Annotated in this window: 11 protein-coding genes; 4 read left to right on the top strand and 7 right to left on the bottom strand. The window is 73.7% G+C overall.

What is annotated here, in order from left to right; all coding sequences use genetic code 11:
- Positions 1–81: 81 nt before the first annotated feature.
- A complete protein-coding gene (locus tag ACSNN9_RS04595; protein WP_358090217.1) occupies positions 82–711 on the top strand; it encodes a DUF6230 family protein in 630 nt (209 codons plus the stop codon).
- Between the two features lies 1 nt (position 712).
- Positions 713–1231 carry a DUF6114 domain-containing protein gene (locus ACSNN9_RS04590; RefSeq protein ID WP_436671357.1) on the top strand — a complete coding sequence of 173 codons (519 nt, stop codon included), beginning with the start codon at positions 713–715 and terminating at the stop codon, positions 1229–1231.
- A gap of 1 nt (position 1232) precedes the next feature.
- On the opposite strand, the gene murD is transcribed toward ACSNN9_RS04590, so the two are convergent.
- Complete coding sequence (murD, locus tag ACSNN9_RS04585; protein WP_436671356.1) at positions 1233–2579, bottom strand: UDP-N-acetylmuramoyl-L-alanine--D-glutamate ligase; 1347 nt, start codon at positions 2577–2579, stop codon at positions 1233–1235.
- A gap of 87 nt (positions 2580–2666) precedes the next feature.
- On the opposite strand from murD, the gene ACSNN9_RS04580 reads away from it, so the two are divergent.
- Positions 2667–4016 carry a hypothetical protein gene (locus ACSNN9_RS04580; RefSeq protein WP_436671355.1) on the top strand — a complete coding sequence of 450 codons (1350 nt, stop codon included), beginning with the start codon at positions 2667–2669 and terminating at the stop codon, positions 4014–4016.
- 133 nt (positions 4017–4149) lie between these two features.
- On the opposite strand, the gene ACSNN9_RS04575 is transcribed toward ACSNN9_RS04580, so the two are convergent.
- From ACSNN9_RS04575 to ACSNN9_RS04560, 4 genes are read right to left on the bottom strand one after another with little or no spacing between them, the layout of a single operon-like run.
- Positions 4150–6066, bottom strand: coding sequence for a PucR family transcriptional regulator (locus tag ACSNN9_RS04575; protein ID WP_436671354.1), 1917 nt, complete (start codon positions 6064–6066; stop codon positions 4150–4152).
- A gap of 41 nt (positions 6067–6107) precedes the next feature.
- Positions 6108–7559, bottom strand: a complete 1452-nt coding sequence (argG, locus tag ACSNN9_RS04570; RefSeq protein WP_436671353.1) for an argininosuccinate synthase — start codon at positions 7557–7559, stop codon at positions 6108–6110.
- 57 nt (positions 7560–7616) lie between these two features.
- On the bottom strand, positions 7617–8795 hold the full coding sequence (locus tag ACSNN9_RS04565) for an epoxide hydrolase family protein (protein ID WP_436671404.1): 1179 nt from the start codon (positions 8793–8795) through the stop codon (positions 7617–7619).
- Between the two features lie 7 nt (positions 8796–8802).
- Positions 8803–9639, bottom strand: a complete 837-nt coding sequence (locus tag ACSNN9_RS04560) for a TrmH family RNA methyltransferase (protein WP_436671403.1) — start codon at positions 9637–9639, stop codon at positions 8803–8805.
- 115 nt (positions 9640–9754) lie between these two features.
- Between ACSNN9_RS04560 and ACSNN9_RS04555 the strand changes: the two genes are divergently transcribed.
- A complete protein-coding gene (locus ACSNN9_RS04555; protein ID WP_436671402.1) occupies positions 9755–11626 on the top strand; it encodes a thiamine pyrophosphate-requiring protein in 1872 nt (623 codons plus the stop codon).
- Positions 11627–11723: 97 nt separating this feature from the next.
- On the opposite strand, the gene ACSNN9_RS04550 is transcribed toward ACSNN9_RS04555, so the two are convergent.
- Positions 11724–12287, bottom strand: a complete 564-nt coding sequence (locus tag ACSNN9_RS04550) for a dihydrofolate reductase family protein (RefSeq protein WP_436671352.1) — start codon at positions 12285–12287, stop codon at positions 11724–11726.
- 156 nt (positions 12288–12443) lie between these two features.
- Positions 12444–14663: a transglycosylase domain-containing protein gene (locus ACSNN9_RS04545; protein WP_436671351.1), complete on the bottom strand. Its 2220-nt coding sequence runs from the start codon at positions 14661–14663 to the stop codon at positions 12444–12446.
- Positions 14664–14760 lie beyond the last annotated feature (97 nt).

Here is a 14760-nt window from a genome sequence, read left to right as displayed (position 1 = left end):
CGGCGGTAACTTCAGCCTGCGCAACCCCTTCAGCCGATTTCCCATTGTCGCCGATGAATCGATCTCGAAAAGGGAGCCGCCATGTCGGAGCAGATCGCACCGATCGAACCCGATCCGCCGCGCAGCGGCGTGCGCTGGCGCCGGTTCGCCGTCACGCTGGGCACCGTCGTGGCGGGTGCCGCCGGCATGGTCGTGCTGACCGCCCAGGGCGTGCTGGGCGCGCAGTTCGCCATCTCCGGCATGCCGTTCACCGTCACCGCCGACCGGCTCACCGGCACGGGGTTCGAGCAGTTCGCCACCCTCGACCAGATGATCCCGGACAGCCCCAACCAGGGCGACACCGGCGGGCAGGTCCTGGTGATCGTGTCGGCGATCGACAAGGCCGAGCTGACCAACCTCTGCCAGAGCATCAACCTGGGCGGCGTCTACCTGAAGATCACCGCCGGCGGCGACGGCAGACCGGTCACCGCCCGCACCCTGGTCGTCGACGGCGACGAGGTCGCCGGCAACGCCTCGTTCCGGAACATCAACGTCGGGCAGGACGCCAGCACCCTCGACCAGGTGCCCGGCGTGAAGGGCAACCCCGGCGTGTTCGCCCAGCAGGCGGATACGGTGACCATCACCAACCTGCGACAGAACAACTACGCCACCACGGCGGCCGTCTTCAACCTGCCCAACCTGCGCATGGCGTTCACCTCCGACGGATGCTGACGTGACCACCGGACGAGACCACCCGGCGCCAGCCGTCCGCCGACCCGGCGGCCGCTGGCGCCGTTGGCGGCGGGGCCGCCCGTTCACCGCCGGGGTGCTGATCGCGCTCGGCGGCCTGGAGATGCTGGTGACCCTGCGCGCGCCGCTCGGGGTGCTGCTGCACGTCGGGCCGCAGGGGCTCGCCGCGTACCTGGTGCCGGCCGTCCTGGTGCTCTGCGGGGTGCTGCTGGTCGCCACTCCGCAGCAGCGGGTCTTCTACGCCGTGCTCTCGCTCTTGCTCGGGCTGGTCTCCTGGCTGACCTCGAACCTGGGCGGCTTCCTGGTCGGGATGCTGCTGGCCCTGGTCGGCGGGGCGCTCGCCTTCGCCTGGACGCCCGACAAGCAACGCCCACCGACCGGTGCCACCGGCACGCCCGGAGCGCCGGCCCCGGAGGACGAGGCCGAACCCGAGGACGAGGACGGCGGCTCGCTGTTGCCGGGCGCGCACACGCCGGACCCGACTCCCGCCGAGCGGGGCTGAGTCAGCCGGCGGTGTCGCGTACCGCCTGGGCGAAGACCTCGGAGCGGTGCTCGAAGTTGCGGAACCGCCCGTAGCTGGGCGCCGCCGGGGAGAGCAGCACCACCCCGTCGGTTGGGGTCAGCTCGCGGGCCCGCCGGACGGCGGCGACCAGGTCGTCGACCACCTCGGTACGCACCTTGGGCAGCCCGGCGAGCGCCTCGACGATCCGGGCGCCGCTGTCGGGGATGCCGAGCACGGTCAGCTCGCGCTCCGCGAGGTGCTCGCGCAGCGGCGCGTAGTCCAGGCCCCGGTCGGTGCCGCCGACGATGACCGTCAACGGCCGCCCCTCGTACGCGTCGATGGCGTGCATGGCCGCGTACGGGCTGGTGGCGAGGGTGTCGTCGACGAAGGTCAGGCCGGACGGGTCGGCGATCTCGGTGAGCCGGTGGGCCAGCCCCTGGAACTCGGCGACCGCCACGGCCAGCGCGTCCCTGCGGGCCACCACGTCGACGCCGAGCGCGTCGAGCACGGCGAGGGCGACGCAGAGGTTGCCCTCGTTGTGCCGACCCACCAGGGGCAGCACCGCGCGCGGGAACAGCGGCTGGTCGCCGAGGTGGAACCAGGGCGTGCCGTCCGCGCCACCGGCCACGTGGGCGGTGTCCGGCAGGCCGGCGCGCACCGCCGCGCGGTCGCGCAGTTCGAGGGCGAGCCTCGGGTCGGCGCCGTTGACCACCACGGTCCGCGGCCCGTGCGCCAGCAGGTTGAGCTTGTCCCGGTAGTACTCGCGCTCGCCGCCGTGCGCGTCGAGGTGCTCGGGGAAGAGGGCGGTGACGACCGCGACCCGGGGCGAGTCGGTCAGGTCGCTGCACTGGTAGCTGGAGAGCTCCAGCACGTACAGCTCCGCGTCCGGCAGGTCCAGCGTCGGCACGCCGATGTTGCCGCCGAAGACGTTCGGCCGGTCGACGGCGGCGAGCAGGTGGCTGATCAGGCTGGAGGTGGTGCTCTTGCCCTTGCTGCCGGTCACGCCGACGGTGCGGGCGGCGTGGTCGGCCATCCACAGGGCGGTGCCCTGGGTGACGGTCGCGCCGCGCCGGCGCAGCTCCACCAGCCACGGGTGGGTCTGCGGCACGCCGGGCGAGCGGACCACCACGTCGGCGGCGGCCAGCCGGGCGAAGCCCTCCTCGCCCGTGACCAGCGGCGCCGCCTCGGCCAGCGGCCCCTCCCAGGGCAGGCTGAGGAAGTTGGCACTGTCGTCGACGGCGACCAGCCCGGCCGGGCCGTGCGCGGCGATCGCGGTCACCGCGGCCCGGCCCTCCCGGCCGGCCCCCCAGACGGCGACGGTACGTCCGCGCAGGTCAGACAGGCGCACTGATTCTCCTCGGGGATGTCTACGGCGGGGCACAGGCACGTCCGGCACAGCCGGACACGCCGGACGAACCAGGGCCTAGTATGGCGTGTGCCCAATGAACAGCTGCGGCGGATGGACGCCTTCACCTTCCCGTCCTACTCGATCGACCTCTCCACCGGGGAGGTGCTCTTCGACTACGCCCTCACCGGCCCCGACGGCGAGCAGCGGTTCACCGAGGTGGTCACCCTCCCGCTGCCGGACGCGCCGCCGTCCGACGAGACCGTGACGACCCTCGGCCGGGTGCTGGAGCTGCTGCACGTCGTCGCCGGGGTCAGCTACTACAAGGCCGCCGCGCCGCCCCGCCTGGTGCTGCCGGCGCCGCTGGGCACGGCCGCCGCCGAGCTGGTCACCGCCGTCTACACCAAGGGTCTCGCGGAGTACGCGTACCGCAACCAGTTGCCGCACGTGCTCCAGCTACGCCCGGAAGTGCCGCCCGGCACGGTCTCCCCCGCCCGGGAGTACGACGACTCCGACCGGCGTCCGCTGTCGGCGGTGGGCGGCGGCAAGGACTCCATCGTCAGCCTGGAGGCGCTGCGCCGGGCCGGCCTCGACCCGGTGCCGTTCTCGGTCAACCCGAACCACGTGATCGTCGCGGTGAACGAGGCGTCCGGCCTGGCCCCGCTCGCCGCCCGGCGGCGCATCGACCCGGTGCTGTTCGAGCTGAACGCCGCCGGGGCGCGTAACGGCCACATCCCGGTCACCGCGATCAACTCGCTGATCGCCGTCGCCACGGCGGTGCTGCACGGCCTCGGGCCGGTGGTGATGTCCAACGAGCGGTCGGCGTCGGATCCCAACCTGGTCTGGAACGGCCACGAGATCAACCACCAGTGGTCCAAGGGCGTGGAGGCGGAGGGGCTGCTGCGGGCGGCGCTGGCCGAGCACGCCGGGCTGACCGAGCCGTACTTCTCGCTGCTGCGCTCGCTGTCGGAGCTGCACATCGCCCGGTCGTTCGCCGAGATCGACCGCTACGACGACGTGGTGACGAGCTGCAACGCCGCGTTCAAGCTGCGCGACGCCAGCGAGCGCTGGTGCCGCAACTGCCCGAAGTGCCGGTTCGTCTTCCTGGCCATGGCGCCGTTCATGTCGCGCGAGCGGATCACCCACATCTTCGGTGGCGACCTGCTCGCCGACCCCGCACAGATCCCCGGCTACCGGGAGCTGCTCGGCGTGGACGGGCACAAGCCGTTCGAGTGCGTGGGCGAGGTGGAGGAGTCGGTGGTGGCGTTGAGCCTGCTCGCCGAGCAGGACCAGTGGCGCGACGCCCCGGTCGTGCGCGCCCTCGTCGACGCCGTACCCGACACGGCCTGGTCGGCCGCCGCCGACTCCGACGTCTTCACCCCCGGCGGCCCCAACCACGTCCCCCCGCCCTACGCGAAGGCCCTCGCCGCCCTGACCTGACCCACCCACCCCGCCCCAGCCCCAGCCCCCGCCCCAGCGTCGATCATGAGGTTGGCGGCGCGGTTCGGGCGATTCCTCCCCGCCAACCTCATGATCGACGGCGGACAGGAGCTGCTGGCGGGAGTTGGTGGGTTCAGGGGGTGCGGATGGCGTCGAGGGCCAGCAGGGCGACGTGCAGGGAGAGGCAGTCCTCCACCGAGTCGAGGTCCACGTCCAGGACGCGGCGGATCCGGGCCAGCCGCTCGTAGAACGCGGGCCGGGACAGGTGCGCCGCGCCGGCCGCCGCCGACTTGTTCCGGCCCTGCTCCAGGTACGCCCGCAGCGTGCCGAGCAACTGCTCCCGCGGGTGCTGCGCGTCGTAGGCCAGCAGCGCGCCGAGTTCCCGCTCGACGAAGGTCTGCAACCGGGGCTCGTCGCGCAGCAGGTGCAGCAGCCCCGCCAGCCCCACGTGCGGCAGCCGGAAGACCGGCAGGTCCCGCCGGTCCCGGCGGGCGGCGTCGGCGATCTGCCGGGCCTCGACCAGCGACCGACGCGCCTCCCGCAGGCCGGGCACGGCGGAACCGGCCGCGATGAGCAGTCCGCCGCCCGCTGGCCGGGCCACGCCGTTCGTCCGGCCGTTGGACCGGGCCGTTCCGTCACCACGGGCGGGGCCGACCAGGCGGACCTGGGCGTCGGGTCGCGCGGAGCCACCCGGGCGGGGATGACTGTCCGGGCGGACATGGCCGTCCGAGCGGGCGGCGGTGTCCGGGTGGGTGCGGTGCAGCGCGGTGGCGAACGCGGCCAGCGCCCGCTCCTCGGCCGCCGGCTCCGGCAGGGCGAGCAGCACACCGACCGACTGGTCGTCGACGGCGCTGGTCAGCCCGGTCAGTTTCGCCTCGCGCAACGCCTGCCCGACCGCCTCGGCGAGATCGCGCAGGCGCGCCGGGCCGGCCTGCGGGCCACCCGCGCCCGCGTCGGCCGGGTGCCCGGGCTCCGCGAGCGGGCCGCCCTCCCCCGCCGGTTCGTCGCCGCGATGCCGCACCACGACCCCGACCAGGTGCCGGCGCTCCAGCACCACGCCGAGCGCCCGGGCCCGCAGGGCCACCTCGTCCACCGGCAGCGAGTGGTCGAGCAGGGCGGTGAGCAGCGTACGGTGGATCTGCCGCTCCAGGCCCTCGGCGTCGCGCCGGATCAGCCGGCCGAGGGCCAGCGTCGAGGCGGCCCGCTCGACCAGGATGGTCAGCCGGGTGGGTGGGGCCACCGGCGGCGCGACGATGCCGACGGGCGCACCGCCCTCCCCGGTCGGCGCGAACCCGCGCCGGTCGGCCGCCAGGTCGCCCCCGCCCGGCCAGCGCAGCAGCAGCCGGCCCCAGTCCTGCCCCCGGGCGCCGACCGTGGTGACCAGCCACCCGTTGTCGGCGTCGTACGCGGTCCGCCCCGCCGGCCGGATCCGCCGGGAGTGCTGCTCCCAGCAGTCCAGCAGCAGCTCGGCGCTCTCCCCCGCCGGGTCGTACGCGAGCACCTGCCGGGAGAGGTTCTCCAGCACCACCGGGCAGCCGGAGAGCTCGGCGGCCTGCCGGACCACCTCGCCGGTGCCGGCACCCTCCACCGACAGCTCCGTGAAGCGCTGGTGGATCTCCTCCGTCGCCCGCAGCTCGGTCAGCTGGGCGTCGACGATCAACGCGTGCACCGCCTCGGTGATCCGGACGAACGGGGTGGCCCGCCGCAGCTCGACCAGGGGCAGCCCGCGCCGTTGGGCGGCGGCGGCCATCACCCGGGGCACCGCGCTGACGTACCGGCGGCCCAGCTCGACGACCAAACCGGAGACGCCGACGTCCGCCAGGTCGCCGATGAACGCGCGCAGCCCGGCGTCGTCGGCGGGCAGCCCGATGCCGGTGGTCAGCACCAGCTCCCCGCCGCCGAGCAGGGGGGCGATGTCGGGCACCTCGGTCACGTGCACCCAGCGCACCGGGCGGTCGAGGCCGGCCTCCCCGGCGACCAGGCGCGGAGCGCCGTGGCGGACCGGGTCCAGCGCGAGGACCTCACGGACGGTAGGAAACACGGGCGACACGCTACCGTCCGTGACGTCGATTCCGCACGGCCCAGGCTTGCTCAGTCGACGCCGAACTCCATCGCGGCGCGGTCGAGCGCCTCGTCGTCGGCGGAGGAGACGCCCCGGGAGGCGATGGCCTCCGCGCCACCCTGCGGCATCGCACCGATCAGCCCGGTCGAGGCCGCCTGCGCGGCGCCGACCATCCGCTGCGGGGCCGCGCCGCCGACCATGCCGAGGGTGGCGTACTGCTCCAGCTTCGCCCGCGAGTCGGCGATGTCCAGGTTGCGCATGGTGAGCTGGCCGATCCGGTCCGACGGGCCGAACGCCGAGTCCTCGGTGCGCTCCATCGACAGCTTGTCCGGGTGGTAGCTGAACGCCGGACCGGTGGTGTCGAGGATCGAGTAGTCCTCGCCCCGGCGCAGCCGCAGCGTCACCTCGCCGGTGACCGCCGTGCCGACCCAGCGCTGCAACGACTCGCGCAGCATCAGCGCCTGCGGGTCCAGCCAGCGCCCCTCGTACATCAGGCGGCCGAGGCGGCGGCCCTCGTTGTGGTAGTTCGCCAGGGTGTCCTCGTTGTGGATGGCGTTGACCAGCCGCTCGTACGCGGCGTGCAGCAGCGCCATGCCGGGTGCCTCGTAGATGCCCCGGCTCTTGGCCTCGATGATCCGGTTCTCGATCTGGTCCGACATGCCCATGCCGTGCCGGCCGCCGATGGCGTTGGCCTCCAGCACCAAATCGACGGGGCTGCCGAACTCCTTACCGTTGATCGTCACGGGGCGACCCTGGTCGAAGCCGATCGTGACGTCCTCGGTCGGGATCTCCACCGACGGGTCCCAGAACCGGACCCCCATGATCGGGTTGACCGTCTCGATGCCGGTGTCGAGGTGCTCGAGGGTCTTCGCCTCGTGCGTGGCGCCCCAGATGTTGGCGTCGGTGGAGTACGCCTTCTCGGTGCTGTCCCGGTACGGCAGGCCGCGTTCGAGCAGCCACTCCGACATCTCCTTGCGCCCGCCGAGTTCGGTGACGAAGTCGGTGTCCAGCCACGGCTTGTAGATGCGCAGCTGCGGGTTGGCCAGCAGACCGTACCGGTAGAACCGCTCGATGTCGTTGCCCTTGAAGGTCGAGCCGTCGCCCCAGATCTGGACGTCGTCGGAGATCATCGCCCGGACCAGCAGGGTCCCGGTCACGGCCCGGCCCAGCGGGGTGGTGTTGAAGTACGCCCGCCCGCCCGAGCGGATGTGGAAGGCACCGCACGTCAGCGCCGCCAGGCCCTCCTCGACCAGGGCGGCGCGGCAGTCGACCAGCCGGGCGACCTCCGCGCCGTAGCTGAGCGCTCGCCCCGGCACCGAGGCGATGTCGGGCTCGTCGTACTGGCCGATGTCGGCGGTGTAGGCACAGGGAACGGCGCCCTTGTCGCGCATCCACGCGACCGCGACAGAGGTGTCGAGACCGCCGGAGAAGGCGATGCCGACACGTTCACCGATGGGCAGGGAGGTGAGAACCTTGGACACAGGGAAGATTATGCACCAGCCCGCATGGGCATGCAAATGACCGGTCGGCCCGCCGGATCAGTCGGTCGGCTCCGCGCGGAGCTGCCGGAAGAACGCCCGGATGTCGGCGACCAGCAGGTCGGGCGTCTCCATCGCAGCGAAATGCCCGCCTCGGTCGTACTCCGTCCACCGCACGATGTTGTTCGTCCGTTCGGCGATGTGCCGCACCGGAATGAAGTTGTCCCGGGGGAAGGCGGCCAGAGCGGTCGGCGCGGCCGACGGCTCCGGCGGCGACCCCCAGTAGTCCGAGTGCGCCCGCTCGTAGTAGATGCGGGCGGACGAGCCGGCGGTTCCGGTGAGCCAGTAGAGCATCACGTTGGTGAGCAGGTGGTCGCGGTCGACGGCGTCCTCCGGGCGGGTCGACGAGTCCGTCCACTCCTTGAACTTCTCCGCGATCCAGGCCAACTGGCCGACCGGAGAATCCGTCAGGCCGTAGGCGAGCGTCTGCGGTCGGGTGGACTGGATGGCCGCGTAGCCGGTGCTGTCGCGGTCCCACCGTCGGGTGCGCCGCCACGAGGCCAGCGTCCGCTCCCGTTCCGCCGGGCTCAACGTGGCGAGCAGATGGGCGTCCGGCTCCTCCGTCACGGACGAGCCCGGCAGCAGATTCAGGTGTACGCCGACGACGTGGTCGGTCCGCGTCCGGCCGAGTTCGCGGGAGATGGCCGAACCCCAGTCACCACCCTGCACGCCGTAGCGCCGATAGCCGAGACGTCGCATCAGTTCGGCGAATGCGGCGGCCACCCGCCGGAACTCCCAGCCGGTCTCCCGCGTCGGCCCGGAGAACCCGAACCCCGGGATGCTCGGCATGACGAGGTGGAAGGCGTCGCAGGGGTCGCCGCCGTGGGCTCGCGGATCCGTCAGCGGCCCGGCGACCTCAAGGAACTCCACGATCGACCCCGGCCAGCCGTGCGTGACGAGCAGCGCAGTCGCGCCCGGCTCCGGCGACCGGACGTGCGCGAAGTGGATGTCCGCCCCGTCGATCGTGGTGGTGTACTGCGGCCACTCGTTGAGTCTGGCCTCCGCGGCACGCCAGTCGTACTCGTGCCGCCAGTACCGCGCCAGGTCCATCAGGTAGTCCCGCGGGACGCCGTACTCCCAGCCCACCCCGGGCAGCTCGTCGGGCCACCTCGTGCGATCGAGCCGCTCGCGCAGATCGTCGAGATCGCGTTGCGGGACGTCGATCCGGAAGGGTCGGATGCCGGCGTCAGGCGAAGTCGTCACGGCCCAGCTCCCAGAAGGCGACCGCGGCCGCGGCGGCCACGTTCAGCGAGTCGACCCCGCGCCGCATCGGGATGACCACCCGCACGTCGCTGGCGGACTGGGCCGCCGCCGTGAGGCCGGGGCCCTCCGCCCCGAGGAGCAGCGCCGCCCGCTCGCGCTGCGCCGCGGTGAGCCGCTGGATCGGTACGGCGTCCGCAGCCGGCGTCATGGCGAGCACGCTGAAGCCCGCCTCCCGCACCTGGTCCAGGCCCGCGGGCCACCGTTCGAGCTTGGCGTACGGAACCGCGAAGACCTCCCCCATGCTGACCCGCACGCTGCGCCGGTACAGCGGGTCGGCGCAGGTCGGCGACAGGAGCACCGCGTCGATGCCGAGCGCGGCCGCGCCCCTGAAGACCGCGCCGAGGTTCGTGTGGTTGTTGACGTCCTCGAGGACCACCACCCGCCGGGCTGCCGCCAGCACGTCGGCGGCGGCCGGCAGCGGCTTGCGCCGGAACGACGCCAGCACCCCCCGGTGCACGTGGAAGCCGGTCGCCCGGTGCAGCACGTCCTGGGTGGCGGCGTAGACGGGGGCGTCGCCGGTGTCCAGGTCGGCGAGCTGGTCGGCCCGCTTGGCGTCCACCAGGTACGACCGGGCCGGGTAGCCGGCCCGCAGCGCCCGGCGCAGCACCAGCTCGCCCTCGGCGATGAACAGGCCGTGCGGCGGCTCCCAGCGGGTGCGCAGCTCGACGTCGGTGAGCGCGCGGTAGTCGGCGATCCGGTCGTCGTCGGGGTCGGTGATCGGGTGGATGGGCACCCGCCGATTCTGCCGGACGCGCCGCAGCCGCCCCGGGCCGCCCGACGGCGGAGCGACCTGAGGAGTTTTGTCCCGGTAAGAAGGGGAATGGCGGGCCGGAGCGGCGGACCGACGGAAGGACAGTCAGGTGAACGCACGTCCCATGGGCACGCCGGGGCCGGCCCGGACCGACCACCCTGACGGATGGCGCGTCGACCTGGGCCCCCTGCCCCGCGACGCCACCGTCGCGGACCACATCGTGCACCGGCTGGCGGGCTGGGGCGTGCGCCGGTACTTCGGCTATCCCGGCGACGGCATCAACGGCCTGACCTCGGCGCTGCAACGCACCGGGGAGCGGGCGCAGTTCGTCCAGGTCCGGCACGAGGAGACCGCCGGCTTCGCGGCCTCGGCGCACGTCAAGTACGGCGGCGGGCCGCTCGGCTGCGCGCTGGTGACCAGCGGGCCCGGCGCGATCCACCTGCTCAACGGCCTGTACGACGCCAAGCTGGACCACCAGCCGGTGGTCGCCCTGGTCGGCCACACCGCGCTCACCGCCGAGGGCGGCGGCTACTACCAGGAGGTGGACCTGCTCGCCCTCTACAAGGACGTCGCGGCCGCCTTCCTGGCCCAGCTCGACCACCCCAGCCAGGTCCGCCACCTGGTCGACCGGGCCTGCCGCACGGCGCTGGCCCGGCGTACCGTCACCGCGCTGGTGCTGCCGTCCGACATCCAGGACGCGCCGGCCGTGCCGGAGCCACCGCACGCGCACGGCTACTACCGCACCAGCGACGTGCCCAGCAGCGGCCCGACGGTGCCGCCGGAGGCGGACCTGCGCCGGGCCGCCGAGCTGCTGGGCGGGGGCGAGCGGGTCGCCATGCTGGTCGGGCAGGGCGCGCTCGGCGCGGTGGACGAGGTCCGCGCCGTCGCCGACCGGCTCGGCGCGGGGGTGGCGACCGCGCTGCTCGGGTTCGCGGCCGTCGACCACCGGGAGCCGTGGGTGACCGGCGCGATCGGCCTGCTCGGCACCCGGCCCAGCTGGCAGCTGATGAACGAGTGCGACCGGCTGCTGATCGTGGGCAGCAACATGCCGTACTCGGAGTTCTACCCGCCGCAGGGGCGGGCCCGGGCGGTGCAGATCGACCGGGACGGCACGCAGTTGGGGCTGCGGTACCCGACCGAGGTGAACCTGACCGGGGACGCCGGCCCCACCCTGCGGGCCCTGCTGCGCGAGCTCGGCCCCGGCCCGGGACCGACCCGCTGGCGGGCGACGATCGGGAAGGCGACCTCGGCCTGGCGCGAAGCCCAGCGGGACCTGGCCGGACAGGCCGCCGACCCGGTCAACCCGCAGCTGCTCTTCGCCACCCTCAGCGACCGGCTGCCCGACGACGTGATGATCTCGGTCGACTGCGGCACCACGACCGCCTGGTACGCCCGGCACGTCCGGGTCCGCCCCGGCATGCTGGCCAGCCTCTCCGGCACCCTGCTCTCGATGGGCGGCGCGATGCCGTACGCGCTGGCCGCCAAGTTCGCCCACCCGGACCGTCCGCTGGTGGCCCTGATCGGCGACGGCGCGATGCAGATGAACGGGGTCAACGAGCTGATCACGGTGGCCAAGTACTGGCGGAGCTGGTCGGACCCCCGGTTCGTGGTGCTCGTGCTCAACAACCGGGACCTGGCCTTCGTGAGCTGGGAGCAGCGCTCCAGCCAGGGGACGCCGATGTTCCCGGACAGTCAGCAGCTGCCCGACATCGGCTACCACCGGTGGGCGGAGGTGCTGGGCCTGCACGGCGAGCTGGTCGACGCGCCGGAGCAGGTGCCGGGCGTCTGGGAGCGGGCGCTGAGCGCCGACCGGCCCGTGGTCGTCAACGCGTTGGTCGACCCGGCCGAGCTGATGCTGCCGCCGCACTTCACCGCCGAGCAGGCCCACAACACCGCCGCGGCCGTGCTGCGCGGCGACACGGACTGGGCGGGCATCATCCGGCGGGGGCTGCCCACGGCGGTCGCCACCCTTCGGCCGGGGCGCGGCCGGGGCTGACCGGGGCGGTCCGGGCCCCGCCGGTGCCGGGCCCCGCCGGACCCGGCCGACGCGACGGGCACCGGCGGGCGCAGCCCTCGCCGGACCCAGGCCGGCGTCAGCCGGCCCGGTGGTACCGCAGCAGCACCGCCCTGCCGTCGAAGGTCCGCGACTCCGCCAGGCGCAGCCCCATCCGCTCGGTGGCGGCGAAGACCGGCTTGCCGCCGCCCAGCACCACCGGGTGCACGAAGATCTGGTACTCGTCGATCAGGCCGAGGTCGGTCAGCGCGGCGGCGGCGTCGGCGCCGCCGTTGAGCAGCAGGTCACCGCCCGGCTGCTCCTTGAGCGCGGTGACCTCCGTGGCGAGATCGTCGCCGCCGACCACCCGGGCGCCGTGCTCGGCCGCGGTGAGCGTGCGCGAGAGCACCACCTTCGGCGTCCGCCGCCAGATCGGCACGAACGCGAGGTCGTGCGGGTGGTCGGAGATCGACTCCGCCTGCGGCCAGTAGCCGGCCATCATCTCCCAGACCCGGCGGCCGTAGAGGAACGCGCCGGCCCGGCCGCACTGCTCCAGCGAGAACGCGGACAGCTCCGGCCCCATCTCCGGCCAGTCGAACTCGCCGTTCGGCCCCTCGATGAACCCGTCGAGCGACTGGTGCACCCCGTAGACGATCTTCCGCATGGTCCTGCTCCCGTTGGCGACGGACGCCCCTCGTGGGCGTTCTCGCCAGGTGGTCGGAGCGGCGGCGCCGGATCCGACAGGCCCGGACGACCTTTTTCAGGATCTTTTCCGGTCGGGCGCCCCCGCCGGCGGGGTCAGCCGCTCGCGGGCCGGCCGTCAGCGCCTGCGCTCCAGCCAGCGCCGCAGGTCCGACAGGCGCTCATCGTCGGCGGGCGACGGCCGCCGCTCCTCGGACGGGGGGCGGCGCTGCTCGACCGGCGGACGCTCCACGGGGCGGCGCGGGTCGCCGACCAGCTCCCGGCTCGGGGCGGCGAAGGCCTTCTCCGGCTCACCGGCGACGGCGGTGCCGATGACCCGGGCGACCGCGTCGATCACCCTCGCCTGCACCGCCGCGCCCACCGAGTCGGTCGGGTCGTCCGGGTTGGCGGCGATGCCGGCGACCGCCACCTGCGGGGTGAAGCCGACGAAGGTCTCGGTGGCGTTCTTCTCCGAGCTACCGGTCTTGCCGGCCACCGGCCGGCCGTCGAGGATCCGGTTCACCGAGGTGGCCGTGCCCCCGTTGCACTGCCCGGACGCCGACTGCTGGCCCACCGGGCAGCGCGCCGCGTCGGTGGCGGCCCGGGCCACGTCGGCGTCGAGCACCCGGCGGCAGGAGGGGTCGCCCACCGGCACCCGCTGGCCGTCGGCGGCGGTCACCGAGACCACCGGCAGCGGTGCGCAGTACGTGCCCTCGGCGGCCACGGTGGCGTACGCGTTGGCCAGGTCGAGCGGGGTGGTGGCGGTCACGCCCAGGGTGAACGAGCCCCAGTCGGCGGCGTCGTTCTCGGCGAAGGTGGCGTCGGCGTCGGCCCGGAAGGTGATGCCGAGGCGCTTGGCCATCTCGACCACCTTCTCCTGCCCGACCTGTTCGGCCAGCCAGACGAAGTAGGTGTTCACCGAGCGGCCGAAGCCGTCCCACATCATCCGGTAGCCGTCCATCCACTCCGGGTTGGCGTTGGCCGGGCACCACCGGCCGTCGCAGCTGCCCTCGCCCTCGGCCGCGTACCGGGTGGGCAGCCGGCTGGGCGCGTCGAAGCCGGTGGAGAGCGGCTTGCCGGCCTCCAGCGCGGCGAGCATGGTGAAGAGCTTGAACGTCGAGCCGGCCTGGTAGCCGTCCACGCTGTCGCCGCCGGAGATGAGCGGGTTGACGGTGTTGGGGCGGTTGGCCTGCCCGTCCGGGTTGGCGTCGAGGCTGTAGTGCCGGTTGACCGCCATCGCCAGCACCCGACCGGTGCCCGGCTCGACGGCGGCGATCGGCAGGGCGCGCTTGTCGTCGTAGGAGTAGACGCCAATGGCCTGCTTCTGCGCGGTGGCCTGGATCCGCGGGTCGAGCGAGGTCACCACGGTGTAGCCGCCGCGGCGCAGCGCCTGCTCGCGCTCCTCGACGCTGGCCCCGAACTCGGGCTGCGCGAGCCACCACTGCCGCAGGTAGTCGCAGAAGAAGCCCCAGTCGTCGTGCCCCTGCGCGACGGCGGTGCACCCGTTGGGCTGGGCGGTGGGGCGCAGCGTCAGCTTCTCGGCCCTGGCCCGCGCGGCCTCCTCGGCGCTGATCGCGCCGGTGGAGACCATCGAGTCGAGCACGTAGCCGCGGCGGGTCAGCGCGGCGTCCGCGTTGCCGTCGATCGGGCTGTACGCCTCCGGCGACTGCACCAGGCCGGCGAGCAGGGACGCCTCGCCGAGGGTCAGCTCCGCCGGGGACTTGGCGAAGTAGCGCTGGCTGGCCGCCGCGATGCCGTACGCGCCGGAGCCGAAGTACGCGATGTTCAGGTACCGGTTGAGGATCTCGTCCTTGCTCAGGCGCTGCTCCAGCGCCGTGGCGTACCGGATCTCCTGGATCTTGCGCCCGACGGTCTGCTCGGTGGCGGCGGCGCGCTCCTCGGCGGTGCGGCCGGGATCGGTCTTGAGCACGTTGCGGACGTACTGCATGGTCAGCGTGGAGCCGCCCTGCTGACCGCCGCCGGAGACGTTCGACACCACGGCCCGCAGCAACCCGCGCAGGTCGGCGCCGCCGTGGTCGTAGAAGCGCCGGTCCTCGGCCGCCACGATCGCCTGCCGCATCACCGGGGCGATCTCGTCCAGCGGCACGTCGGTGCGGTTGACGTCGTAGAACGTGGTGATCAGCGTCTTGCCGTCGTTGGCGTAGAGGTAGGAGCGTTGCGGCGTGACCGGGGTGCGCAGCGCCTCGGGCAGCGCGGCGTACGACCCGACCGCGGCCTTGGCGGCGAACCCGAGCAGCAGGTTTCCCGGCAGCGCGGCGACCGCCAGGACGAGGCCGGCGAGCACGCCGGCGAGCAGCACGGTGAACAGCCGCGACAGCGGCGGGCGGGGTGGGGCCATGGTCCCCAGGGTTGCCACGCGGCGGGCCGATCGACCACCCCCGCAGCCCGGTTGTCAGCAATTTCACCGCCCGTGACCAGCGACTTCCCATCCCACC

The sequence above is a fragment of the Micromonospora sp. URMC 107 genome (assembly GCF_051386315.1).
In the GTDB taxonomy this organism is placed as follows: Bacteria; Actinomycetota; Actinomycetes; order Mycobacteriales; family Micromonosporaceae; genus Micromonospora.
The sequence above is the reverse complement of the archived record's forward strand: the minus strand, read 5'-3'. Positions and strand labels throughout refer to the sequence as shown.